General features: G+C 72.2%; 23 protein-coding genes and 1 pseudogene. 10 read left to right on the forward strand and 14 right to left on the reverse strand.

From position 1 onward, the window contains the following. The gene (locus ACH47Z_RS13915) at positions 1-2,274 is read right to left on the reverse strand and encodes a flotillin family protein (protein ID WP_399073468.1); all 2,274 of its coding nucleotides are present in this window, start codon (positions 2,272-2,274) and stop codon (positions 1-3) included. A gap of 311 nt (positions 2,275-2,585) precedes the next feature. Here ACH47Z_RS13915 and ACH47Z_RS13920 point away from each other — a divergent pair, with 311 nt between their 5' ends. The 3 genes from ACH47Z_RS13920 (at position 2,586) to ACH47Z_RS13930 (ending at position 4,589) form a co-directional block, all read left to right on the forward strand. Further along, complete coding sequence (locus tag ACH47Z_RS13920) at positions 2,586-3,650, forward strand: PucR family transcriptional regulator (protein WP_399073469.1); 1,065 nt, start codon at positions 2,586-2,588, stop codon at positions 3,648-3,650. A gap of 112 nt (positions 3,651-3,762) precedes the next feature. Continuing rightward, positions 3,763-4,236 carry a hypothetical protein gene (locus ACH47Z_RS13925; RefSeq protein ID WP_399073470.1) on the forward strand — a complete coding sequence of 158 codons (474 nt, stop codon included), beginning with the start codon at positions 3,763-3,765 and terminating at the stop codon, positions 4,234-4,236. Further along, positions 4,233-4,589 carry a transcriptional regulator gene (locus ACH47Z_RS13930; RefSeq protein ID WP_399073471.1) on the forward strand — a complete coding sequence of 119 codons (357 nt, stop codon included), beginning with the start codon at positions 4,233-4,235 and terminating at the stop codon, positions 4,587-4,589. The genes ACH47Z_RS13925 and ACH47Z_RS13930 overlap by 4 nt, the downstream gene beginning before the upstream one ends. Before the next feature lie 3 nt (positions 4,590-4,592). On the opposite strand, the gene ACH47Z_RS13935 is transcribed toward ACH47Z_RS13930, so the two are convergent. The 4 genes from ACH47Z_RS13935 to ACH47Z_RS13950 all read right to left on the reverse strand — a co-directional run bounded on the left by ACH47Z_RS13935 (position 4,593) and on the right by ACH47Z_RS13950 (position 7,782). Next, entirely contained in the window at positions 4,593-5,537 is a 945-nt protein-coding gene (locus tag ACH47Z_RS13935; RefSeq protein ID WP_399073472.1) for an MIP/aquaporin family protein, read from the reverse strand. Positions 5,538-5,622: 85 nt separating this feature from the next. Continuing rightward, positions 5,623-6,291, reverse strand: a complete 669-nt coding sequence (locus ACH47Z_RS13940; RefSeq protein WP_399073473.1) for an SDR family NAD(P)-dependent oxidoreductase — start codon at positions 6,289-6,291, stop codon at positions 5,623-5,625. A gap of 54 nt (positions 6,292-6,345) precedes the next feature. Further along, on the reverse strand, positions 6,346-7,035 hold the full coding sequence (locus ACH47Z_RS13945) for a DUF4328 domain-containing protein (protein ID WP_399073720.1): 690 nt from the start codon (positions 7,033-7,035) through the stop codon (positions 6,346-6,348). 39 nt (positions 7,036-7,074) lie between these two features. Next, positions 7,075-7,782: a B3/4 domain-containing protein gene (locus ACH47Z_RS13950; RefSeq protein ID WP_399073721.1), complete on the reverse strand. Its 708-nt coding sequence runs from the start codon at positions 7,780-7,782 to the stop codon at positions 7,075-7,077. Positions 7,783-7,916: 134 nt separating this feature from the next. On the opposite strand from ACH47Z_RS13950, the gene ACH47Z_RS13955 reads away from it, so the two are divergent. Continuing rightward, a complete protein-coding gene (locus tag ACH47Z_RS13955; RefSeq protein WP_399073475.1) occupies positions 7,917-8,498 on the forward strand; it encodes a helix-turn-helix domain-containing protein in 582 nt (193 codons plus the stop codon). A gap of 39 nt (positions 8,499-8,537) precedes the next feature. Here ACH47Z_RS13955 and ACH47Z_RS13960 read toward each other — a convergent pair. Together ACH47Z_RS13960 and ACH47Z_RS13965 are read right to left on the reverse strand one after the other, a co-directional pair. After that, positions 8,538-8,805 (reverse strand): annotated as a pseudogene (locus ACH47Z_RS13960) (xanthine dehydrogenase subunit D); the annotation flags it as partial. A gap of 75 nt (positions 8,806-8,880) precedes the next feature. Beyond that, the gene (locus tag ACH47Z_RS13965) at positions 8,881-9,567 is read right to left on the reverse strand and encodes a DUF6445 family protein (protein ID WP_399073477.1); all 687 of its coding nucleotides are present in this window, start codon (positions 9,565-9,567) and stop codon (positions 8,881-8,883) included. Between the two features lie 232 nt (positions 9,568-9,799). On the opposite strand from ACH47Z_RS13965, the gene ACH47Z_RS13970 reads away from it, so the two are divergent. Further along, positions 9,800-10,540: a DUF4142 domain-containing protein gene (locus tag ACH47Z_RS13970; protein WP_399073722.1), complete on the forward strand. Its 741-nt coding sequence runs from the start codon at positions 9,800-9,802 to the stop codon at positions 10,538-10,540. A 7-nt stretch (positions 10,541-10,547) separates the two neighbouring features. Here ACH47Z_RS13970 and ACH47Z_RS13975 read toward each other — a convergent pair whose 3' ends face one another. The 3 genes from ACH47Z_RS13975 to thrS are packed head-to-tail and all read right to left on the reverse strand — an operon-like array spanning position 10,548 to position 14,512. Further along, positions 10,548-12,218: a glycoside hydrolase family 13 protein gene (locus tag ACH47Z_RS13975; protein ID WP_399073479.1), complete on the reverse strand. Its 1,671-nt coding sequence runs from the start codon at positions 12,216-12,218 to the stop codon at positions 10,548-10,550. A gap of 58 nt (positions 12,219-12,276) precedes the next feature. Next, a complete protein-coding gene (locus ACH47Z_RS13980; RefSeq protein WP_399073480.1) occupies positions 12,277-13,245 on the reverse strand; it encodes a nucleoside hydrolase in 969 nt (322 codons plus the stop codon). A gap of 40 nt (positions 13,246-13,285) precedes the next feature. Beyond that, positions 13,286-14,512: a threonine--tRNA ligase gene (gene thrS, locus ACH47Z_RS13985; RefSeq protein WP_399073481.1), complete on the reverse strand. Its 1,227-nt coding sequence runs from the start codon at positions 14,510-14,512 to the stop codon at positions 13,286-13,288. Between the two features lie 335 nt (positions 14,513-14,847). Here thrS and ACH47Z_RS13990 point away from each other — a divergent pair, with 335 nt between their 5' ends. Continuing rightward, positions 14,848-15,657 (forward strand): hypothetical protein, encoded by an 810-nt coding sequence (locus ACH47Z_RS13990; protein ID WP_399073482.1) that lies wholly within the window; start codon positions 14,848-14,850, stop codon positions 15,655-15,657. 13 nt (positions 15,658-15,670) lie between these two features. Here ACH47Z_RS13990 and ACH47Z_RS13995 read toward each other — a convergent pair whose 3' ends face one another. After that, positions 15,671-17,014, reverse strand: coding sequence for a tetratricopeptide repeat protein (locus tag ACH47Z_RS13995; RefSeq protein WP_399073484.1), 1,344 nt, complete (start codon positions 17,012-17,014; stop codon positions 15,671-15,673). Between the two features lie 239 nt (positions 17,015-17,253). On the opposite strand from ACH47Z_RS13995, the gene ACH47Z_RS14000 reads away from it, so the two are divergent. Then, positions 17,254-17,379 carry a hypothetical protein gene (locus tag ACH47Z_RS14000; RefSeq protein WP_399073485.1) on the forward strand — a complete coding sequence of 42 codons (126 nt, stop codon included), beginning with the start codon at positions 17,254-17,256 and terminating at the stop codon, positions 17,377-17,379. 19 nt (positions 17,380-17,398) lie between these two features. Here the strand turns inward: ACH47Z_RS14000 and ACH47Z_RS14005 are convergent, their stop codons facing one another. Further along, positions 17,399-17,617: a hypothetical protein gene (locus ACH47Z_RS14005; protein ID WP_399073487.1), complete on the reverse strand. Its 219-nt coding sequence runs from the start codon at positions 17,615-17,617 to the stop codon at positions 17,399-17,401. A 184-nt stretch (positions 17,618-17,801) separates the two neighbouring features. Here ACH47Z_RS14005 and ACH47Z_RS14010 point away from each other — a divergent pair, with 184 nt between their 5' ends. Both ACH47Z_RS14010 and ACH47Z_RS14015 read left to right on the forward strand, forming a co-directional pair. After that, positions 17,802-19,055, forward strand: coding sequence for an amidohydrolase (locus ACH47Z_RS14010; protein WP_399073488.1), 1,254 nt, complete (start codon positions 17,802-17,804; stop codon positions 19,053-19,055). 140 nt (positions 19,056-19,195) lie between these two features. Then, on the forward strand, positions 19,196-21,151 hold the full coding sequence (locus tag ACH47Z_RS14015) for a YncE family protein (RefSeq protein WP_399073489.1): 1,956 nt from the start codon (positions 19,196-19,198) through the stop codon (positions 21,149-21,151). 8 nt (positions 21,152-21,159) lie between these two features. On the opposite strand, the gene ACH47Z_RS14020 is transcribed toward ACH47Z_RS14015, so the two are convergent. Then, positions 21,160-22,248: a hypothetical protein gene (locus tag ACH47Z_RS14020; protein WP_399073490.1), complete on the reverse strand. Its 1,089-nt coding sequence runs from the start codon at positions 22,246-22,248 to the stop codon at positions 21,160-21,162. Between the two features lie 71 nt (positions 22,249-22,319). Then, positions 22,320-23,456: a PP2C family protein-serine/threonine phosphatase gene (locus ACH47Z_RS14025; protein WP_399073723.1), complete on the reverse strand. Its 1,137-nt coding sequence runs from the start codon at positions 23,454-23,456 to the stop codon at positions 22,320-22,322. A 220-nt stretch (positions 23,457-23,676) separates the two neighbouring features. Here ACH47Z_RS14025 and ACH47Z_RS14030 point away from each other — a divergent pair, with 220 nt between their 5' ends. Continuing rightward, positions 23,677-24,156 carry a hypothetical protein gene (locus tag ACH47Z_RS14030; RefSeq protein ID WP_399073491.1) on the forward strand — a complete coding sequence of 160 codons (480 nt, stop codon included), beginning with the start codon at positions 23,677-23,679 and terminating at the stop codon, positions 24,154-24,156. The last annotated feature ends 124 nt before the right edge of the window (positions 24,157-24,280 follow it).

A 24,280-nucleotide genomic window follows, 5' to 3' on the forward strand; every position in this document is an offset into this window, starting at 1 on the left:
TCAGTTCAGCGCACTCCCGTTCAGCGCGGTCAGCGGTGTGTCCTGCAGGCCCAGTTCGCTGGCCCGGTCGAGGAGTTTCTGGAGCTGTCCCGCCTCGGGACCGCCGCCCTTGATCTGCTTCATCAACAGCGCCGACACCGTCAGGTTCCGCACATCCGCCGAGCCCAGCGAGCCGAGGACGCGGCTCAGGTCCTCCGTGAAGCTGCCCGAGCCGTCCAGCCAGGGCTTCGCCAGGGCCTGGGCGGTGCGGGAGTTGTCGACGAAGCCGTCCACGCCCTTGCCGAGCGAGATGGAGGACACCAGCCGGTCGAAGAAGACGGACTCGCCGCCGACGATGTCGATGTCGGCGTTCTCGAGGCCGGTCGCCAGCACCGTGGCCTGGGCCTCGGCGACCTGCCGCTGCGTCTCCAGCCCGGCCAGCCGGATCTCCTTCTCCGCCTGGAGGCGGAGCCGGTACTCCTCGTGCCCGCGCGAGGCCTCGTCGAGGGCGGCCATCGCGGCGGCCTTCTCGGTCAGGCCCTCGGCCTCGGCCTTCAGCTTCTCGCCGATGGCGGTGGCCTCCGCGAGCGCCTTCGCCTTCGCGCCCTCCGCCTCGGCCAGGCTCTTGGCCCGCGCACCCTCGGCTTCCGCCTTGAGCCGCACCTCGGTGGCCTCCGCCGCCGCCCGCGCGCCTTCCGCCTCCGCGAGACCCTTCGCTCGCGCACCCTCGGCTTCCGCCTTGAGCCGCACCTCGGTGGCCTCCGCCGCCGCCCGCGCGCCCTCGGCCTCCGCGAGGCCCTTGGCGCGCGCACCCTCCGCCTCGGCGAGCGCCTTGGCCTGGGTGCCCTCGGCCTCGGCGCGCAGCCGGGCCTCCGTGGCCTCCGCCTCCGCACGCCCGGCCTTGACGGTGACCTCGGCCTCCTTGTCCCGGACCTGCACGGCGGCCAGCCCCTCCGCGGCGGCCTCGGCCTGGACGCCCTCGGCGAGCCGCAGCTTGGCCCGCGCGTCCATGTCGGCTGTCTTCAACCGCGCCTCGGCCAGGGTGAGTTCCTCCGCGGCCCGGTGCGTGGCGGCCTGCTCGGCGGCCTCGGCGGCCTTGATGTCCTTGACCAGCTTCTCCTGCGCCTCCGCCTCGGCGGCGATGACGAGGGCCTGCCGCTCGCGCTCCGCCTCCTCGACGACGCGCAGCTTCTTGATGGACTCCTCCTGCTCGGCGACCGTACGGTCCACCGCGACCCGCTCCCGGATGACCTCGGCGATCTCCCGCTTCTCCGCCTCGACCTCCTTCTCGGCGGAGATCCGGGTCAGCTGGGTCTCCCGCTCCCGCGCGATGACCTCGAGCAGCCGGTCCTTCTCGATGCGCTCGTTCTCGACGGCGATGACCCGCTCGCGGTTCTTCGCGGCGACGGCGATCTCCCGGGCCTGGTTCTCCCGCTGGACGCCCAACTGCTCCTCGGTCCGCAGGAAGGCGCCCTGCGCGCGCAGCCGCTCCTCCTCCACCACGCGGGCGGTCTCGGCCTCCTCGCGGGCGCGGGACGTCTCGATCTCCCGCTTCTTCTTGATCTCGGCGTCCGCCTGCCGGCGCTCCAGCTCCAGGATGGCCTCGCGGGCGTCGACGTCCTGGCGGGTGATCTCCATCTGCTCGTTGCGCTTGGCCTCGTTGGTGCGCACGTGCTCGACGGCCGTCAGCTCGGTGATCTTGCGGATGCCCTGGGCGTCGAGGACGTTGGCCGGGTCGAGCTGGGTGAGCGGGGTCTGCTCCAGGTAGTCGATCGCGGCGTCCTCGAGGTGGTAGCCGTTGAGGTCGATGCCGATCAACTCGATGATGTGGTACCGGAGTTCCTCGCGCTTGGTGTAGAGGTCGGTGAAGTCCATCTGCTTGCCGACGGTCTTCAGCGCCTCGGAGAACTTCGCGTGGAACAGCTCCTGGAGCGTGTCCTGGTGGCTGGCGCGCTCGGTGCCGACGGTCTGGGCGACCTTGATGACGTCCGGGACGGTCTTGTTGACCTTCACGAAGAACAGGATCCGGATGTCGGCCCGGATGTTGTCCCGGCAGATCAGACCGTCCCGGCCGGCACGGCTGATCTCGATGGTCTTCACCGAGATGTCCATGACCTCGGCCTTGTGCAGGATCGGCAGCACGACCTGGCCGGTGAAGGACACAGCCACCTGGCGCGTCTTCGACACGATCAGGGCCTGGCTCTGGTCCACCTTGCGGTACAGCCGGGAGAACCCGAACAGCGCGAGCAGTACGACGACGAGACAGCCGGCGACGAGCACGCCGAGGACTTCCATGACACACGTCCTTGCGTCAGACGACGAGTTACGGAGCCCCCCGAGGCAGCGGTGCCGGACCCCCCGTATCGACGTCCGGCACCGCGGCCCCCCGTAGTGCTCCCCGTGGGACATGGTGCGAGACGGGCGCACACCAGCGCATTGCCGGTTTCCGGCAGTGTTGACTAGGGTCTGGATGCCGGACAGACGCTAAGAAAACGTCACCGGAGCGTCAAGATCGCAAAACGGCGAGCGACGCGGGGGAACGGGGACACGGGGGGCGTGACAGCGTGCCGGAACGGCAGGGGATACCGCACGGACCACAGCACGGCATGGCGCAGGGGCCGTACGGCCGCTATCTGGACGGATTCCCCCGGGCGTTGGCCGAGGTCACGGCCACCGGGCGGCGGCTGAGCCGGGAGGAACTGAAGACCCGGCGGACGCTGGGCGAGCAGGCCGCCGAGGACGGGCACGGGCTGCGCGACCTGGTCGTCGCCCACCTCGCCGCCGCCCGCGCCGCCTGGCCGGCCGGGCCCGGCTCGACGGAGAGCACACTGGCCGCGCTGGCCGCCGTGGAGCAGGCGGTCGACGCGTTCGCCGAGGGCTACGAGCGCGCCCAACGGCTCACCGTGCGCCGCGAGGAGGCCGCACGCCGGGAGTTCATCGACGACCTGCTCTACGGCCGCAGCGACCTGGGCCGCCTCGCCGAGCGCGCCGAACGCTTCGGCCTGCGTCTGTCCCAGGCCCACGCGGTGGCGGTAGCCGAAGGCCCGACGGCCTACGGCGAGGACGGCCCGACCGCCCGCCGGGTGTCCGCCGCCGTCCTGGCCCGGTACGACTCCCGCAACATCCTGCTCACGACGAAGAACGGCCGCCTCCTCTGCATCGCCCCCGGTGACGAGGACGAGATCCTCACCCACTTCGCCCAGCAGGCCCACGCGGCGACGGACGGCGGCCGCATCGCCATCGGCCGCCCGCGTCCGGGCCCCGGCGGTGTCGTCCAGTCCTACGAGGAAGCCCTCACGGCCCTGGAAATGGCGGACCGCCTGAACCTGCCGGATCCGGTCCTCCAGGCCGCCGACCTCCTGGTCTACCCGGTCCTGGCCCGCGACCGCCAGGCGATGGCCGACCTGGTCTCCCACACCCTGGGCCCCCTCACGGAGGCGAGAGGCGGCGCGGGCCCGTTGCTGGAAACCCTGACGGCCTACTTCGACTCCGGCTGCATAGCGGCCGAGGCCGCCCGCCGCCTCAACCTCAGCGTCCGCGCCCTCACCTACCGCCTGGAACGCATCCACCACCTCACCGCCGCCAACCCCGCCGACCCGGCACACCGGTACACGCTCCAGACGGCGGTGATCGGAGCCCGCCTGCTGGACTGGCCGAACCGGCCGCTGTGACCGCCGACCGGCGTCGGGAAAATACTTGCATTCATGGAAAGTAGTGTCCATGCTGACAGTACGAACCCGGGGCGGACCGACCAACCGCCCCGCCCGTACCGGAGGTTGACACATGGACAACACGGGGGAACCGATGGACGCGCGGCGGGCGCAGGACGCGCTGGCCGCTGCCTGTGCCGCGCGGAGTGCGGCGCGGAAGGCCGGGGAGCGTGAGCGGCCTCGGGGGTATGCCGTCGGGCAGGGGCTGACCTGTGCGGTCGGCTTCACGGCGCTGGGGCTGGCCAACCTCGTGCCGCGGTACGGGGGTTGGCTGGTGCTCGCCGGGATGGTGAGTCTGGGCGGCTTCCTCGTGCTGATCTGGCTCGGCGCCCATCACGGCGGGGTGACCCGGTGGTTCCACCGGGACCGCGGACCCGGTCGCCCGGCCTGGTACGCATGGGTGGTGCCGTTCGTGCCGCTCGCCATCGGACTGCTGGCCTGGATCCCGTACGGCGCGACGGGCTGGCTCGTCGCGTTCGGCGTGGCCTCCGGAGCGGACTACGCACTGCGCGGGATCCGCCGGCCGCAGGGCGGCACCCCCGCATGACCGGCCCCGGAGACGCCGCGCCGCCGCCCCTCGACCGCGAGCTGCACCACCCGACGCGGCTAGCCCTCGCCGCCTATCTCTCGGCGTGCGGCGAGGCGGAGTTCGCCGTTCTGCGGGACTACTGCCAGGTCTCCGACTCCACGCTGAGCAAGACCCTGTCCGCGCTGGAGAAGACGGGCTATGTGAGCGTCCGCAAGGGCTACCTGGGCAAGCGGCCCCGCACCTGGGCCTCGCTCACCCTCACCGGCCGCCGGGCGCTGACCCGGCACCTGGCGGCGCTGGAGGAGATCGCGGCGGCGGCCCGGCGGGCGGCCGGTGCCTGCGCCGGCGACCCGTCCGCACCTGGATGTTGAGAGCTACTTGTCGACCGTCCGCACCGGAGTCGACTCCCCGGGCTCCCGCGGCGCCGGCGTCCGCGAGCGCACCAGCAGGACGTCGCCGACGAACAGGTCGTACACGACGATCCCGGCCACCCCGCCGATCAGCGGACCGACGATCGGGATCCACCAGTAGGAGCTGAACGAGCCGGACACACTGCCCGGGAAGGCCAGACTCCGCCAGCCCTCGATCCAGGTCAAAAAGCGCGGCCCGAAGTCGCGGGCCGGGTTGATGGCGTACCCCGCGTTCGCGCCGTAGGACATGCCGATCGCGGCGACGACGAGGCCCACGACGAAGGGGGCCAGGTTGGACTGCACGGCCTGGTTGCGTACGTCGACGACGGCGGCGATCAGCATGAGCAGGAACGCCGTACCGACGATCTGGTCGATCAGCGGGCCCCAGATGCCGCCGTGGAAGTAAGGGGCCGGGAAGGTCGCGAAGATGGAGAACGTGGCGTTCGTGCGGCCGTTCACCTTCGGGCCGGGCGCCGCCTGGTCGTAGGCGTGGATCGCGGCGTGGTAGACGAGGTAGACCAGCGCCGCGCCGGTGAAGGCGCCGAGGACCTGGGAGAACCAGAACGGCACGACCTTGGCCCAGGCGAAGCCGCGGCGCACGGCCATGGCGAGGGTGACCGCCGGGTTGAGATGGGCCCCGCTGACCCCGCCGCCCACGTAGACGCCGAAGGTGACGGCCAACGCCCAGCCCCACGTGATCAGCAGCCAGTCGCCGGCCGCGAGGAAGATCGTGACGGGCGTGGCGGCGCGGCCCGAACCGGGCAGCGCGGCGACCGCCATCGCGACCACACCGCAGCCGAAGGAGATGAGCACGAAGGTCCCGAGGAACTCGGCGAGGCACTCACCGAGCAGCCCTCCCCGCCTTCTGAACCGGGACGGCTTGATGATCGCGGGGATTTCCACAGCCATTCCAGGCCCCCTTGGAAGAGAGCGATACGGCCAACGTCACCATGTTGGCGTACAAACCCTCGCCCCGCAGGTTGACGGTGCGCCGTCAGCGGCTGTCGAGGTCGTCGGCGAAGTGCCGGAACCCGTGCCGCTCCTGGTGCATGCCCCACAGCAGCTCCGCGAGCACGTCCGGGTCCTTGCGGGCGTGCCCGGGTGTGATGGCCCCGGGAATCACCAGCTGGGCCACGTGGATGCCCTCGTCGGCGAGGCGCTCGTGGAGCAGATGGCCGTACGCGCTCTCGGCCGCGAACGCGATCGAGGTTCCGGCGCGTTCGGGATGGGGTACGGCGGCGGTCCCGCCGTTGACGAAGAGGATCGTGCCGTGCCCGAGCCGCCGCATGCCCGGCAGCACGGCCTGTACGGCGGCGACGGCGCCGTACACGGAGAACTCGACCGGCCCGACCAGATCGCGGTGCCGGGTCTCCAGCACGGGCCGCATGAAGTCCCGGTGCGGCACCGGGCTGTACTGCAGCACCTCGACGGTCCCCAGCTCCTCGCCGGCCCGCTTCAGCGCCGCGACCAGCTCCTCCGGCCTGCGCACATCGGCGACGTAACCGCGGGCCCGCACCCCCTTGCCCGCCAGCTCCTCCACCAGCCGGTCGAGCCGCTCCCGGTCCCGTGCGACGAGCCCGACGGCGAACCCCTCCCGGCCGAACCGCCGGGCGACGGCGGCTCCCAGCCCCGGCCCGGCACCCACGATGACGACAGTGCTCATGCCAGCCATCCGTACCGCACCCGGCACCGGGCCACACCCCGCTGTGAACGGGGTCTACGACACCCCGACGGGCGCGACCCCCACCGCGCCGGCGGTCCGCATCCGCTCCGCCTGTGCGGCGGTCACGGCCCGTACCGCGAAGAAGCCGGCGATCGCCGCCCCGACGACGGCGCTGTCGGACACGAGCAGGGGCCAGGCCTCGTGATAGGCGCGGGCGATGAGTTCGTCGGTGGAGTCGCGGTAGACGATGCCGACCCCGCTGAGCATGCCGATCAGCCACAGGGCCCACCACACGTCGACGGAGGCGGGCAGCCTGCGGCCGGGGGCGCTGCTCCGGAACGCGTCGACGACGATCCCGCGCGGGAACCACAGGTTGACCACGGGCACGATCCAGCCCAGGTACACCCAGATGCCCAGGTACTTCGGCCGGTCCCCCGACAGCGCGCGGGCGTTGTCGCGCAGCCGCCACAGCCAGGAGACGAAGAGCAGCGCGCTGAGCGCTACGGCCGCGCCGCCGATCGATGTCACCAAGTGGTACGAGTTCTCAAGGGAGTTGAGCGAGCGGTGCACGCCGTCACCCTGGTCCGGCGGGCCGGACGCCGGTTCCCCGGCGAGGGCGAGCCGTATCTCCCACACCCCTCGTACCACCCAGGCGAGCCCGGCTGTCAGCAGTCCCCCCGCAGCCAACCGCCCGGACACCCGGATCGGCCGCAGCGCGAGCGGGCGGGCGGAGAGCTGGTCCATGTGTTCGGTCACCGGCTCATGGTGCCAGCCGGTACCGGGTCAGGCGGTGATCTCCGGCTGTTCCGGGCTGAGGAAGTACAGGGTGGTGCGGGCGGCGTGCGGGGCGAGCAGGCCCTGGAGTTCGTCGGCGGCCGTCTTCAGCAGGTCGCCGTCGCGGGTGGCGTGCAGGGTCTCCAGGGCGAAGGCGATGTCGGCGGAGTCGCCGGTGACGCGGGTGCGGTGGGCGTCGCGGTGGTTCCAGTGGCGGGTCAGGACGCCGGCCGCGTCGGCGTAGATGATCTCGCCGGGCTTGGGCGTCTCGACGGTGTCGGGCTCGCCGAGCGGGGTGAAGGACTCGGTGCCGTCCGCGTGGCGGATGTCGACGTCGCCCTTCACCTGGCCCAGGTCGAAGGCGCCGGCGGGCAGGCCGTGCCGTACGGAGACGGCGTTGTAGGAGTCGACGGCCGGGTTGATGCGCGGCAGGCTGCCCTTCTTGGCGAGCCGGCGGCCGAGCGCGTCGACGCTGGGGCGGATCCGGCGCGGGTTGGTGCCGAAGGAACGGTAGGCGGTGTGCCAGGCCTCGATCCGGGGGTCGGTCTCGTCGGCGGGGGCCCAGCTGCCCTCGGCGAGCCGCTGCTCCAGCTCCGCCAGCGCGGTGACGGTGTGCGGCCAGGGCTCGTGACCGCGCACACCGGTGGCGGTGACCAGGGCGATGAGGGTGTCAGGGAAGGCCTCCGCGACGGCGGGGGTGAGGCGGAAGGCGGGCATGAGCGGGGCCTTTCGTGCCATATCCATTCAAGGACTGTTCAATGGAATGACTTCACCGTACAACAGACCGACCATCCGGTGTCAACCGAACGACCTCGAGGTACATTCCAGCAGTACGGAAGGATGGTGATCAGGTGGCCGAGACAGACACGGCCCTGCGGACAGTCGCGCACAACGTCCGGTCGGCCCGGGTCCGCGCGGGCCTGTCCCTGGAGGAGCTGGGCCGGCGCGCCCAGGTCAGCAAGGGCGCCCTGGTGGCGCTGGAGAAGGCACAGGGCAACCCCAACCTGGCCACCCTGGTCCGGCTGGCCGACACCCTCGGCATCTCCGTCTCCGCCCTGATGCAGGGACCGCACGAGGGCCGGGTCCGCGTCGTGGCCGCCGACTCCGTGGACCCGCTGTGGACCGGCGAACGGGGCAGCGAGGCCCGGCTGATGCTCACGACCTCCGGCGCCGCCCCGGTCGAGGTCTGGCGCTGGCGGCTGGAGCCGGGCGAGGAGTACCCGAGCCATCCGCACCAGGCCGGGGTCGTGGAGACCATCAGCGTCACCGCCGGCCGGATGACCCTGGTCGTCGACGGCACCGAGCACACCCTGGACGCCGGTCGGACCGCCACCTTCGACGGCGACACCCCGCACACCTACCGCGGCGCCGGCACCGACACCTGCCACCTGATCATGACGGTCCAGCTGCCCCCCGGCCCGACGACGGCCTGACGGCGCCGGTCCCGCGACGGCGCCCGTTCGAGCGCGCCGCCCCGGCTCCCTGTGGGTCAGTACGGCGTACACGCCGGGGTGCCTGAGCGCGGGTCCGATGTCGATCGAGATGATCCGCGCGTAGGGGTGGGGGCTGCGCAGGGTGGCACCCCAGAGCATGTCCTCCGCCCACAGGTCGGAGGAGTAGGCGTACTCCCCGCTCACCTTGAGGATGCCGTCCGGGCGCAGCGGGCTGTCTCCGATGCCGCCGCTGATCGCCTCGTTGAGATCCTGGGGTGCGGGCGGGGGAGGTCGGGGCGGTCGGCAGCTCGGCCGGCCGACCGGGGTCAGCCAGGAGTGGAAGACATGAAAGGGCCCGCGGGCTGAGGAATCTCCGGTTCCGTCACGCCATCCAGAAGAAGACCGCCGTCATGCGCTTCTCCTCCAGGGCGCTCCCGAAGTAACCCGTCGCGCTGTGCACCAGGTTGGCGTTGTAGAGGAGCAGGCGGTTGTACTTGTGCGGGACGCTGACGTCCTCCTCGAAGTGGTCACCGGGGACGAAGCGCGTCCCCAGGGCCTCGACGAGGTTGTTGTGCGGGGCCTGGACGATGTTGCCGCCGAGCCGGCCGCCGGGCAGGGACTGCCGGTAGAAGGCGGTGCCGCAGTTCTTGGGCACGCCGGGGTTGAGGTAGAGCACGGCCGCGTACCGGCACAGCGCGCGCGAGTCGGTGTGCGGGCGGGGCTCGCTCTCGCCCTCGCCGACCACCTGGACGCAGTTGTGGTTCAGGGTGCCGCCGCCGGGCGCCTGCTGCACCCACAGCTTCTTCGCCCCGGTCGCCCGCTTCACCAGCCGCTCGACGACGGCGAGTTCACCGGGCTCCAGTCCGGGCATGGCCCGCAGCCCCGGCCAGGTCTCGGAGGTGTACGGATACCCCTGCACCCAGTCGTCCTTGGCCAGACACCGCTCCCGTACGGCGTCGACGTCGGGCAGGGCGTCGTCGAAGACCCAGTAGTCGCGGCCCTTGGTGGGCTTGCGGTACGGCAGCACGGGCAGCGCGGCGGGCATCCTGGGGGGCGGCTGTGGGGGCATGCGGCGAATCTATGGCAGCGTTTCCCCACGCCTCTCCCAGGAAGAGGTCAACGTCTCCCGACGAACAGTCAACTCTTCTTTACCTAACGCACAGAGACGAACGTCTTCCGCATCCGTACTGCTGTGTGTCCGAACCGCCCCGCGCCGTCAGGTGGGCGGCTACCCCGACCGGGCAGGAGGCACGGTGCGCTTTTCGCGGAACGCGACGGGAACTCTCTTCGTGGGCGGTGCGATGGCCGTCACCCTCGTGGCACTCGCCTACCCGAGCATGCTCGGCGTCACCAAGGTCACGACCGCCCAGGACCGCGTCATCGCCAACACCCAGTGGGGTCCGCTCACCGAGCAGGACCGGGACTTCGTGGTGAAGGTGCGGGCGGCCGGCCTCTGGGAGTACCCGGTGGGGCAGATCGGACTGCAGAAGGGCACCACACAGGGCGTCAAGACGGCCAGCCAGCACCTGGTCGACGGGCACGCGGCGCTGGACACCACCTGCCGCAAGATCGCGCCGATGCTGAACATCACGCTGCCCAACATCGCGAGCCCCCAACAGGAGGGCTTCGTCAAGCAGCTGCAGGGGGACAGCGGGAAGAAGTTCGACTCCGACTTCGCCAACATCCTGCGGATGACGCACGGTTCGATCTTCAACACGGTGGCGAAGATCCGCTCCACCACGAAGAACACCCTGGTGCGGGCCCTCGCCGACCAGGCCAACAACACCGTCCTCGACCACATCGAGGTGATGGAGAAGACCGGCCTGGTCGACTTCGACCAGACCCTGTTCCAGCAGACGACCCCGCCGAAGCTCCCCGACTCCGACCTGACCCCACCACCGCCTCCGGCGGGCCAGCCGCAGGTCGTACTGACACCGCCGCCGGGGGCGACGTCGACTCCGGTGGACATCAACGGCATTGCCGGTGGCGGGGGTGGTGCAGGCGCGTCGCCGGGGGTAAGTCCCGCACCGACGGCGGGTTAGCAACTGCTCACGCCAGCCAGACCGTCGTATCCGGCGGGAGCACCCCACTCCCGTCCATCGGCACACTCGCCAGCAACACCTCCCCCGACGGCAACGGCACCGGCACACCCCCAAGGTTGGTGACACACCGCCAGCCCGGAGAACGGCTGAAGTACAGGACGTCGGCGGGACTGTCGGTGGACCACGTCAAGGTCTCGGTCTCCACCAGCTTCCGCCGCAACCGCAGGGCCGTGCGGTACAGCTCCAGGGTCGACCCCTCCGCCCCCGCCTGGGCCGCCACGGCGTACGACGCGAAGGACGGCGGCTGAGGGAGCCAGCCGACGCCCGGCCCGAAGCCGTACGACGGTCCGCTCGTCGTCCACGGCAGCGGCACCCGGCACCCGTCGCGGCCCTTGCGGGTGTGGCCGGTCTGCTCCCAGATGGGGTCCCGCAGGGCCTCGGCGGGCAGGTCGGCGACCTCGGGCAGGCCCAGTTCCTCGCCCTGGTAGAGGTACGCCGAGCCGGGCAGCGCCAGCATCAGCAGGGTCGCCGCCCGGGCCCGGCGCAGCCCGGCGGCGGGGTCGAGGGCGGGGACCGTGCCGCCCGACAGCAGCCAGGCCCGGGGGTCGGTGCCGGGCGGGAGCCGGAGGCGGGAGGTGTGGCGGACGACGTCGTGGTTGGACAGCACCCAGGTGGCGGAGGCTCCGGCGGACCGGGCCACGGCGAGCGAGCCGCTGATCACCTCGCGCAGGTCGTCCGCGTCCCAACCCGCCTCGAGATACTCGAAGTTGAAGGCCTGACCGAGTTCGTCCGGGCGGGCGTACCGCGCCCTGCGGGCACCGGGGACCCAGGCCTCGGCGACGGCGGTGCGCGGCGGGGAGTACGTGTCGAAGAGGGTGCGCCAGTCGCGGTAGATCTCGTGGACCTCGTCCCGGTCCCAGTACGGGTGGCTGCCCGGCGCCACCCGCAGCAGGGACGCCTCGCCGGTCGCGCCGATGCCCCCGATGTCCCGCAGCGGTGCGGCGAGGTCCTTGGCGAGGCCGTGGGCGACGTCGATGCGGAAGCCGTCGACGCCCCGGTCGGACCAGAAACGCAGGGTGGTGCGGAAGTCGGCACGGACCTCCTCGCTGTCCCAGTTCAGGTCGGGCTGCTCGGGGGCGAAGAGGTGCAGGTACCACTCGCCGTCGGACGTCCGCCGCCAGGCGCTGCCACCGAACACCGACTGCCAGTCGGTGGGCGGGAGTTCACCGTGCGCACCCCTGCCGGGACGGAACACGTACCGCTCACGGGCGGCCGACCCGGGCCCCTCGCGCAGCGCCTCCTGGAACCAGGGGTGCAGATGCGAGGTGTGGTTCGGGACGATGTCCACGACGACCTTCAGCCCGAGCCGGTGCGCCTCGGCCACGAGGGCGTCGAAGTCGTCCAGGGTGCCGAGGCGCGGGTCGACGTCCCGGTGGTCGGCGATGTCGTAACCGCCGTCGGCCAGTTCGGACGGGTAGAAGGGGCTCAGCCACAGCGCGTCGACACCCAGCGTGGCGAGGTGGTTGAGGCGCTCGGTGATCCCCCGCAGGTCGCCGAGGCCGTCACCGTCGGCATCGGCGAAACTGCGGGGATAGACCTGGTAGACGACGGCCTGCCGCCACCAGTCGGGGTTCCTGGAAGAAAGGTCCGGTGCGAGGTCCGGGGAGACGTCTGCCATGCGGGCTCCGTTCGGGCTCCGTACGGGCACATCCGCGCGGCCCCACTGCCGTACTGCCCTAGGGCCGCGCCACCGTCTCCAAGTACAGCTTCACGTACCGCTCCACGTCCACCTCCAACGCCACGTCCACCAGAGCCTGTTCGCGGCCGCCCTCGTGGATCTCGGACTCGCCGGGGCGGGGGCGCAGGTCGACGATCGTCTGGCCGCGGGTCGGGCCGGGGGCCAGCGAGACCTCGACCGGCAGCCGGCGGGTGGTGATGCCCTGCGGGTCGGCGACCGCGCACACCGCGCCCGCGTCGCCGAGGCCGCCCGCCTCCTCCGCCTCCGGCTCCCCGCCGATCGCGGTCGGCCGGTGCGCGAGGAGTTCGCCGGCCAGCCGGGTGCCGGGCTCACCGCTGGTACGCAGCCGGTGGACGTCCTCGGCGTCCACGACGACCTGCATGAAGACGTCGAGGCCGTACATCGTGATCGGCACCCCGGCCGTGAGCAGGATCGCGGCCGCCTCCGGATCGTGCCAGACGTTGAACTCGGCGACCGGTGTGGCGTTCCCGCTGCCCACGGCCCCGCCCATGAAGACGATCCGCTCGATGTTGCGGGTCACCTCCGGGTGGGTGCGCAGGAGCAGGGCGATGTTCGTCAGGGGCGCGGTGGGGATGAGCGTGACCGGGCGCGGGGAGGCGAGGATCTCGCGGCGCAGCAGGGCCACGGCGTCCAGTTCGGACGCGCTGCGCTTCGGCGCGGGCAGGCCGAGGTCGCCCATGCCGTCGGTGCCGTGCACATGCTGGGCCGAGCGGGCCGGCTCGATCAGCGGGCGCTCGGCGCCCCGGCCCACCGGGATGTCGGGGGCGCCCGCCTGTTCCAGCACGGTCAGGGTGTTGCGGACCACGCCGTCGACGTCCGTGTTCCCGGCCACGCAGGTCACCGCCCGCAGATCGATCCCGGGGTGGCGCACGGCGAACAGCAGGGCGAGGGCGTCGTCGACACCCGTGTCACAGTCGATGATCACGGAGATGGGCTGACCGGTCACAGCGGACTCCTTCCGTCGAGCCGACCCTAGATCACTCACGTCACTCCCACAGGGCGGTGCCACGCGCCGCGACCCGGTCCGCGATCCGCCGCAGCAGCTCGGGCACCGGCAGCTCCCCGGGACGGCGGCCGTCCCGCAGCCGTACGGCGGCCAGGCCCTCCGCGGCCTCCCGGGCGCCGACCACCGCCTGGTACGGCACCAGCCGCACGCCCCGGATCCGGGCGCCGAGGGAGCCGTCGGCGGGCCCGGCGAGTTCGGCCCGCAGGCCCAGCTCCACCGCCTGGCGGACGACCGCCACCGCCTGCTCGACCTGCTCCTGCGCCACCGGCAGCACGACCACCTGCACCGGCGCCAGCCAGGCCGGGAAGGCGCCCCGGTGGGCCTCGATGAGGTGGGCGACGGCGCGTTCGACGCTGCCGATGATGCTGCGGTGGACCATCACCGGGCGGTGTTTCGCGCCGTCGGCACCGATGTACCGCAGGTCGAAGCGGGCCGGCTGGTGGAAGTCGATCTGCACGGTGGACAGGGTGGACTCACGGCCGGCCGGGTCCGCGATCTGCACGTCGATCTTGGGGCCGTAGAACGCGGCCTCGCCCTCGGCCTCCTCGTAGTCGATGCCGGACTCGTCCAGCACCTCCCGCAGCAGCGCGGTCGCCCGCCGCCACAGCTCCGGGTCGGCGACGTACTTGCCGCCCTCGCCCGGCAGCGACAGCCGGTGGCGTACGGCCTCGATACCGAGGTCGGCGTAGGCGCGGGCGATCAGCTCCAGCGCGGCGCGGGCCTCCTCCACCGCCTGGTCCAGGGTGCAGAAGATGTGCGCGTCGTTGAGCTGGATGGCGCGCACGCGGGTCAGCCCGCCGAGGACGCCGGACAGCTCGGCGCGGTGCATGCTGCCCAACTCGGCGATGCGGAGCGGCAGTTCGCGGTAGCTGTGGGAGCGGGAGCGGTAGATGAGGGCGTGGTGGGGACAGAGGCTGGGCCGCAGCACGACCTCGTCCGCCCCGACCTGCATGGCCGGATACATGTCGTCCCGGTAGTGCCCCCAGTGCCCGGAGATCTCGTACAGCTCCCGTTTGCCGAGCGCGGGCGAGTACACGTGCCGGTACCCGGCCCGGCGCTCGGCCTCGCGGATGTACTCCTCCAGGGTGTGCCGGACGACCGCGCCGTCCGGCAGCCAGTACGGCAGTCCGGCGCCCATCAGCGGGTCGGTGTCGAACAGGCCGAGCTCGCGGCCGAGGCGGCGGTGGTCGGGAAGCGCGTCGTTCATGGTTCTCCTCCTCGGAGGGAGGCGAGCGCCCCGCGACACGCAGAAGCCCCGGGGCGCTCGCCCCGGGGCTTGTGTGCTGCTGGTCAGGTGTCAGCGCGCCGGGACGGTGTCCGGCGTCGTCGTGCTCGACGGGCACGGCTGGCACTGCTGGGCGCGCTGCATACGGCGACCGTAACAGGCCCGAAGTCACGGGGCGAGGCGTTTTCCCCGGGCCACTCACCCGTACGGCCCGGAGCGCTGGTGAGGCGGGCGGGGCGGTGGTGCCGTGAGAACAGGCACCCCAGCAGGCACCCACCCGCAGACACCCACGGGCCGGCACCCCAGGAGGCACCGCGATGCCGTCGATGTCCTCGTTGACCTCGTTGATTGACGCGATTCGCTCCCGCCCCCGCCTCCAGCTCACCCTCATCGCCACCGGCCTCATCGCCGTCGGCGGCTGCGCGGCCCTCAGCCTGAAGCACCCGGTGGCCGCGCCCCAGCCCCTCCCCACGATCGACAAGCTGACCCCGATCCCGCGGGCGTCCGGGCGGGCGAACGGTGCCACGCTCACCGACGAGCAGGCGCAGGCCGCGCTCATCACCCAGAACGACCTCGGCGCCCCCTGGACGACGACCCGCGGCGCGGCCACCTGGCGGGACGGCCTGCTGAAGGCGACCAGCACGGCGGCGGAGTGCGGACGCCTCATGGAGGCCCTCTACACCGACCAGCTCCTCGGCGGCCCGCCCCGCACCGCGATCGGCCTGGACAACGCCGACACCAACGCCCAGCTCCGCTACCAGATCGGCGCCCGCCGCCCCACCGACGTCGACGCGACCCTCGCCTGGCTGAAGACACTGCCGGCCCAGTGCGCGCGCTTCACGGCCAACACCGACAACGGGCTGACGGAGGACGTCCGGGTCAACGAGGCCCCCCTGCCGAATGTCGGCGACGCCCGCCAGGGCCTGCACATCACCATCGCCACGACCCACAACGGCCAGGACTACGTCCTCACCCTGGACCTGGCCGCCGTCCGCATCGGCCAGGACTCCTTCGCGCTCACCAACGCGGGCCTCGGCGACGTACCGAACAACGCCACCCAGGCCGCGGTCCAGGTGGGCGCGTTGCGCTTGGCGGATGTGCGGAGGCAGGGGCGGGCGCAGGTGTGATCCGTGCCGGTCGTCACAACGGCGGCTGCGCCGGCGCCGGACCCAACGTCGTCGTGCCCGGGGCCGTGCGGTGGCCGAGGCCGGTGCGGTAGGCGTCCAGGGCTGCCTCCACGCGGCCCGTGCGGCGCAGGAGGTCGCCGAGGAGGCGGGCGAGGTCGGCCAGGTCGCCGGCCGCGCCCGCGCGTTCCAGGAGGCTGAGGGCGCGGACGTAGTGTTCCTCGGCGGCCTCGGTGTCCCGGGCGTCCTCGGCGATGATGCCGAGCAGGCGGTGGGCGGCGGCGGAGTGCACCGCGCCGCGTTCGGAGGAGAAGTCGCCCAGGACTCCTTCCAGCAGGACCGCGGCCTCCTCCGACTTGCCCCGGCGGTGGAGGACATCGGCCAGTTCCACCGCCGCCTGGCTGCGGTACAGGGCCGCCCGGGTCTCCGAGAGCATCGCGTATGCCTGCCTCAACTCACTTTCCGCGCGCTCCAGTTCGCCGTTCTGCGCGCAGACGTAGCCGCGCATCCAGTGGCAGTTGGCCAGCTCGGTGCGCAGGCGCAGCCGACGGTACAGTTCGGCCGCCTTGGCGAGGGAGGCGTCGGCCTCGGCGAGGCGGCCCTCGGCGAGCAGGGTGCGGGCCACCGAGCGGTGCATGCGGGCGATCAGCGCCTGGTCGCCGGCCTGCGGGGCGAGCGCGAGGGCGAACTCGGCGGCCTGGGCGGCGCGGGCGTGTGTGCCCATGTCCATGTACGGGCCGATGATGCTGGCGTAGAGGAGGAGCAGTGCGTCAGGGTCATGCAGGCCGCCTCGGTTCAGCTCGTCCAGGGTGGACTCCAGCAGGTACACCGCGTAGCGGAGTTCACCGGCCAGGTAGTGCGAGACCGCGCGCCCGCGGACGGCCGGTACGCGCACCGGCAGCGACTCGTCGGCCAGGCATTGCTCGGCGCGTTCGAAGAACTCCCTCGCTCCACCCAACTCCCCGGTCTCCAGGGCGCATTCGCCGAGTCCGAGCAGTGCGTCGGCCTGCTCGCAGCCCAGCCCGTGCCCCTCGGCCTCCGTGAGCAGCGACCCGTACTGGACGGCGGCCTCCTCGGCGCGGCCGTCGGCGAGGATCCGCTGGGCCTCGGTGAGCCGCAGGCGCAGAGCGGTGGCGAGATGGGCGGGGCGGCCCACGGCCAGCTCCTCGTAGGCCACGCCGAGCCGGCCGGCGATGTGCCGCAGCGCCTCGTCGGAGGCCCGCACCCGGCCCGCCTCCAGGGTGGAGATGTACGCGGGCGTGTAGGCGGGCTCCGCCAACTGCCGCTGGGTCAGTCCGCGTTCGGTGCGCAGTTGCTGTACGCGCCGTCCGATGACCGCCGGATCGTCCCGCTCCAGCATCCGTCGATTCCCCCCAACTCCCCTGGTGCCCCTTGCCGTTCGAGCCTGACAGCCCTAGGTTAAACGGCGGATTAAGCGTGCTTAATACATCGCTGTTGTGTTCGTCGTTGTGTTCGTCGCTGTTGTGTTGCGAGGTCGCCGTGCAAGGACGTACGCCCGCCCGTTACGGACCCCCCACCCCCGCACCCCTGATCCCTTCCCGGAATCGCGTCAGCGCAGGCACCCCGACCGTGCGGGGTGTGGCGGCGGCCGTGATCGCCGCCGCCACCCTCATCCTCGCGGCCAACACCGGCCCGGCCCACGCGGCGGACCTGACGCCGGCACCGGCCGCGCGGACGCAGCAGTCGGTGCCGGCGCACCCCTGAACGGCGGGGGCGGGTCAGCTCACTTGCACTTCCACGTGGCCCAGTACAGGTTCCCCTTGATCGAACCGTCCGGCCACGCGACCGCCGTGTCGATCCGGAAGCCGTTGGAGCCCTGGCCCGAGTAGTACCAGAAGTAGTGGCCGTAGTTCCGCCTGCCGTAGTGCACCTCGACCCAGCCCTGGGAGTGCCGGACGTCGCCCACCGTCCAGGTCTCGGTGGACGAGGCGCTGGCCTTCATCCCCTCCTGTTGACCGCAGGCGAAGAAGAGGCGACACCGGGTGATCGACTTCCGCCCGGCTCGATTGATTGTCCTGACAAAGGGACGTGTCCATCAACGTCCCGGTTGCGAGCATCGGTGACGGCAAGACCGCCTCCCGGCGGGACACTCCCCCCTGTCCCGCCGGGAGGCCTACGCTGCGGCCATGACCTCACCGACCTCCCCCGCCGCCCGCACCGCCCTGGACCTCACCTCCGAGCTGCCGGTGGCGCGGCTGGAGGAGCTGTACCGGGACCTGCACCGGCACCCCGAGCTGTCGCTGCGCGAGCACCGCACCGCGGGCACGCTGGCCGGGCGGTTGCAGGGGGCCGGGTTCGAGACCGTCGAGGGGGTCGGCGGGACCGGGGTCGTGGGGCGGCTGCGCAACGGGGACGGGCCGGTCGTGCTGCTGCGGGCCGACATGGACGCGCTGCCGGTGCGGGAGGAGAGCGGGTTGTCGTACGCCTCCGAGGCGGACGGCGTGATGCACGCCTGCGGGCACGATCTGCACGTCACCTGGCTGACCGGCGCCGCCGAGACGCTGGCCGCCGGGCGGGACACCTGGCGCGGCACCCTGCTGGTGGTGGGCCAGCCCGCCGAGGAGACCGGGCAGGGCGCGCAGCGGATGGTGGCGGACGGGCTGTACGAGCGGTTCGGGCGGCCGGACGTCCTGCTCGGCCAGCACGCCGCCCCCGGCCCGGCGGGCCTGTACCCGCACGCGCCCGGCCTGATCATGTCGGCGGCGACAAACGTGGACATCGTCGTACACGGCCGGGGCGGGCACGGCTCGCGTCCGGAGGCGACCGTGGATCCCGTGGTGACCGCCGCCTATCTCGTCACCCGCCTGCAGACGGTGGTCTCCCGGGAGATCGCCGCCGGTGAGTCCGCCGTCCTGACCGTGGGCCGGATCGAGGCGGGCACCCGGCACAACATCATCCCGTCCGAGGCGCGTATCTCCCTCAACCTGCGCAGCCAGTCGGAGGCGGTACGGCAGCGGATGCTGACCGCGATCGAGCGCATCGCGCGCGGCGAGTGCCTGGCCGCCGGCTGCCCGCGCGAGCCCGAGGTCACCATCGGCAACGCCTTCCCGGTGACCGTGAACGACGCGGCCACCGACACCGCCGTGGCCGCCGTGCACGGCGAGGTGTTCGGCGCGGGCACGGTGTTCGACCCGGGCCCGGCGATGGGCAGCGAGGACTTCCCCCAACTGGCCCTCGACGGCGCCATCCCGTACTCGTACTGGTTCGTGACCACCACCCCGGCCGACGTCTGGGAACAGGCCCCCGGCGAGACCCTCCCGGAAAAGTTCACGGCCGTGCCGAGCAACCACAGCCCGCACTTCGCACCCGATCTGTCCACGATCGCCCCGGGTGTCCGCACCCTCGTCTCGGGGGCCCTTGCACTGTTGTCAGTGGCATGACCTAGTCTTCGCTCACTCGCCACACGAGGCACACACATCGCTCACAGGGACCCAAGTGGATCCACGCAGCCCGCAGTTCGCCGTGCCCGAGTGACAGATCGACTCTTCATCCGATCCGGGGGGTTCGAATCAACGTGCGTATGCGCACTCTTCCCGCGGCCGCGGCACTCGCGGCCCTGTTCGGCTCGATGGCCCTTGCCACACCGGCGTACGCCGACGCCGACCTGCCCACTCCGCTCGGGAGCAACGGCGACACGGTGGCGGACGCCGTCCACCAGCAGCTCTTCCTCGCCGACGGCGATCACAACCAGATCGTGGTCACCGACTCCACGGGCAGGGTGACCGGCACGATCACCGGGCTGCCGCAGGTCAAGGACCTCGTGCTGAGCCCGGACGACAGCACCCTGTACGCGGCCGTGTACGGCGCCGACAAGATCGTCGCGATCGACACGGCCCAGCTCAAGCAGACCGCCGAGTATCCGACCGGCGCCCACACCATCCCCTCCCACCTGGCCTACGCCGACGGAAAGATCTGGTTCGGCTACGGCGACCAGTGGGACTCCGGTCTCGGTGTGGTCGACCTGACCGCCCCGACGCCGACGGTCACCCTCGACCTGAACGCGGGCCACGACTACGCCAGTCCGCCCAAGGTGTACGCCGATCCGCACAACCCCGGCACGCTGCTCGCCCTCGACGCGGGCATCAGCTCGGGCCCGATCATCGTGTACGACGTGTCCTCCGGCACCCCGGTGATCCGCGTCACCGAGAACAAGGGCGGCTTCTACCACGACGCCGCCCTCACGCCCGACGGGCAGGACGTCGTGGTCACCGGCCCCGGCACCCGTGCCCTCACCGAGTACCGGCTCTCCGATCTGGCCCAGGTGCGCACCTACCCGGTCAAGGACGAGCCCGAGACGGTGAGCATCGCCCCGGACGGCACGATCGCGGCCACCGTCCTCGACACCGACAACGTCGGGGACACCTACGTCTTCACCAAGGGCTCCGACACGCCCATCGTCCGCAACGTCTCCTACAACTGGATGCCGTGGGGCGCGCACGCGATCAGCTGGTCGCCGGACGGTACGAAGCTGTTCGTGCAGACGGGCATGAGCGCACCCGTGCAACTGCACCGCATCGACGAACCCCGCAAGTACGAGGCGGCCCTGACCGTCGACGCCCCGGCCAGTGCGACCCGCGCCAAGCCCCTCACGGTGACCGGCAGGCTCACCGCCGGGCTCGTCCTGCCCGCGGGCACCCCCCTGCAGGTCACCCGCACCGACACGGAGTCACCGACCGGCAAGTCGCTCGGCACCAAGTCCCTCGGCAGCGGCGGCACGTTCTCCTTCACCGACACCCCGCCGGCCGGCGGCAAGGTGACGTACACGGTGACGTACGCGGGCGACGCCACGCACACCGCGGCGAAGGCCGCCGACTCGGTGTCCGTCTCCCGGGCGGGGACAACGCTGACGCTGGACAACAACCGCAAGGTGTACGACTACGGCAAGGCCGTGAAGTTCACCGCCCACCTCGGGACGACGTACAAGAACCGCACGGTGGAGATCTGGGCCGACCCCTACGGCCCCGACAAGCCCAACAAGCTGGTGAAGTCCGGCAAGGTCGACTCCCACGGCAACCTCTCGGCCACCCTGAACCTGTGGCGGGACGCCACGGTCACCGCGAAGTTCGCGGGCGACGCGCGCTACCAGCCGGCCTCGGCCAGGGTCACGGTCGGCGCCCGGGTGAGCATCTCCACGTCGGTGGGCAACCAGTACAAGTCGGCGTACGCCTGGGGCCAGACGTACGCCTACTTCCACACGAACAAGAACCCGCTGATCACGACGAAGATGCCGTACTACCCGGGCCGGGCGCAGAAGTTCGAGTTCCAGGTGTACTACCAGGGCACGTGGTACCCGGGCGACCCCGCGTACTTCAAGCTCGGCAGCGACGGCGTCTCCCGGGTGCAGATCACCGGCGACCACAGCAAGGACGTCGGCTGGCGCTTCCGCATCCGCTCCTCGTACATCGACGGCTCCTCCGGCGACATCGTGAACTCCACGACGAACGGCCCGTGGAAGTACTTCACGTTCACCAGGTGAGCGGGTAACTACCGGGCCGCCGCCGCCTGGAGTTGGCGCAACTGCCGCTGGACGTTCTCCAGCGCGCCCTCCCGGCGGCCCGGCACCCGTAGCCGCAACTCCGCGAGCGCGGGCCCGAGTTCGCGGGCCCGCGCCGTGTCCCTGATCCGGCCCCACTGGTGGTGCGCCCGGTCCACGGCCGCCTCCACGGCGGGCGTGTCCACCGCCTGCCCGGCGGCCAGCCGCACCCCGGCCACCGCGAGCCAGGCCCGGCAGCTCCCCACCGCGTCCCCCGCGAACATCGCCAGATCGGCCCGCACCTCGGCCCAGTGCAGGGCCGCGTCGGAGGCGGGACCGTGCGCCCGTACGGCGTCGGCCTCGTACCGGGCGGCGAGCACATCGGCATCGGTATGCCGCCCGGCCTGCACGGCGGCGCTGATGGCGGTGTGCGGGTCATGGGTGAGGGTACGGGGGTCGGCGAGCGGCCGCGTGTTCTCGCGGGCGAGGACCAGACTCCTCGCGGCCTCCTCCCCCAGCCGGCCGAGGGCCTGCTGGTGCAGCACCCCGAGCGGGGGCCGGTGCCCGCTGCGCAGCAGCGTCGCCACCGCCTTCATGTACGCCGGCTCACCCAGCCCGCGCCGCCCGGACGCCGGGGCGACACGGCCGTACACCGCCGCGTTGGGCCCGGAGTCGAGGCCCCGCTCGGCGACGTACTGCCACGCCTCCGCGTCCGCGTGCAGGTCCACGAGGAGCGCGGTGTCCGCGGCGGAGCGCAGCCGCAGTTCCTCGCGGATCCAGTGCCAGGGCAGCGCGGTGTAGCGGACGGTCGCCGCGGTGGTGCGGGCCAGCGCGAGATGCGGCAGCCGCTGCTTGCGGTCCAGTTGGAGCTGACCGGTGACGTACACGGTCAGCGGTCCCGGCGCGGCCGCCGCGGCGCGCAGCCGGGTCAGTACGGCCTGCGGCTCCAGCGGGTCGGCGAGTTCGACCACGTTGGCGGTCTCGGTGCCGGACAGGATCGCCGGGGCGACCGCGGCCAGCACCGGCAGTACACCGGCCGCGTCCACCAGGCGCCCCCTGCCCAGCGGCGAGGCCGCGAGCAGCAGCACGGTTCCGGGCATCGTCCCTCCCCCAGCAGTCCTCCGAGTCCCTCCAGCCAGCACCGTAACCGCTGCGGCTGCAAACGCGCGCCTCAGGACCGCAAACGTCCCTGTTCGGCCGCTTCGCCCTCCCTCTCGTCCAGCCGCCGTACGGCGAACACGGTGGTGTCGTCGCCGAGCCGCCCCGCGCTGTGCCGCAGCACGGCGTCGCGGACCGTGCGCACCAGGCGCTGGGGCTCGGTGCGGTCCGGGTCCGGGTCGGCGGCGACCACACGGGCGAGGTCCCGGACCAGCGGATAGAAGACGCCGGAGCCGTCCCGCGCCTCGGTCACCCCGTCGGTGACCAGCAGCAGCGTCTCGTCGGCGGCCAGCGGCACCCGGCGCACGGGCGGCAGCCCCGCCGCGAGATCGCCGAGCCCGAGCGGCAGCCCGTCGCCGCTCGGCAGCTCCCGCAGCCCGCGCGGCCCGACGGCGAGCGGGGGCTCGTGCCCGAAGTTGACGGTCTCGATCATGTCCCGGGCGTCCTCGGGAAAGCCGATCAGCACGGCGGTGGCGAACCGGTCGCCGTCGTCCCGGCCGAGCGCGGTGGTGTGCCGGCGGTGCCGCAGCATCCGGATCTCCAGGCGTTCGGCGACGGTCGCGAGGTCCTTCTCGTGGTAGCCGGCCTCGCGGAAGGTGCCGAGCAGCGCGGCCGCGGTCTCCACCGCGCCGAGCCCCTTGCCCTGGACGTCGCCGACGAGGACCCGGGTGCCGTGCGGGCCGGGCTGGATGTCGTAGAAGTCGCCGCCGACCTGGGCCTCGACGTCGGCGGCCAGATACACGCCCGCGTGCTCCAGCCCGGCCCAGCGCGCCGGCAGCGGGCGCAGCACGGTACGCCGGGTGGTCTCGGCGATGTCCATGATGTGCAGGGTCTGCCGCTCCTTGCGCTCGCGCACGGCCGCGGCCAGCGTGGCGAGGATGCCGCCGAGGGCGACCAGGACGAAGTCCCCGAGACCGGCCCGGTACTCGTCGGGCCAGGCGTGGTCGACGGCGAAGTACGTCACCACCGCGAGCACGGCGAAGGCCCCCGTCGTCCACACCCCGCAGATCGCGGCGGCCGTCCCCGGGACCAGCACGATCCAGGAGATGATCCGGAAGCGTTCGGGGGTGTTGAGGTCCACCAGCACGATGCCGGCGAGCAGCAGCAGCGACGGCACCCAGGCGACGCTCCGCCCGCGGAAGCGCAGCATCTGACGCTCCCGCCCGTGTTCCCTCTCCGTCACGGCGTCTCTGTCACGGCGGGCAGCCCTCCATGCACCCAGCGAAACATGCCGGACATCCGCCCGCATCCGGGCGCGCTTCACCTTCTTTCCCCGTCTTTCCCTCTTTTCCTCCGTACGGCCGACTTGCCGGGCGTCGGGCCCAGGTGTGCTCTGGAAGGCGGGGGCGAGGCGAGAGAGGAGCGCGCTCATGGCTCAAGCGGCACCGGTTCCCGGTGGAATGGCCCGACGCGGACCGACCGAGGTCGAGGGCCGGGCGGCCAAGGCGCCCAGCCGCCCGCCCGACATCTTCGACGAGCGCACCCACCGCATCGCCCACATCGCCGTCCCGGTCGTGCTCGGCCTGGTCTACGGCTACTGGGTCGCGGCCAACGACCGCGACGGCGGCGCCATCACCGGCTGGAACCTGCTGCTCGGGTTCGTCAGCGCGCTCGTCTTCGCGGTGGTGTGCGTCGCCCTGCTGACGCTGGCCCCGCGGATGTGGCGGGAGGTGCACGCGCTGCTGTGGACGGCGTTCGTGGGCTGCGCGTTCGGCTTCCTGTACAGCCAGGCCGGGGAGACGGCCCTGCGGTCGACGGGGATGGCGCTGGCGGTGTCGGCGGCGACGTTCATCGTGTTCTTCTACCGCTACTACACGCGGGAGGACGCGGTCGGCCACCGTATCCGCTGAACACGCACGGTGTGTGCGTGGGCCCCGGCCGACTCCGGACCGGGGCCCACGCGCTCCCCTGGTGTTCCCTCTTCCCACACCGACCCCACGGGCCGGTTTCCGTCTCCCCAGCACCAGGAAACAC

It is taken from the genome of Streptomyces sp. NPDC020192 (assembly GCF_044388685.1).
Taxonomy (GTDB): Bacteria; Actinomycetota; Actinomycetes; order Streptomycetales; family Streptomycetaceae; genus Streptomyces.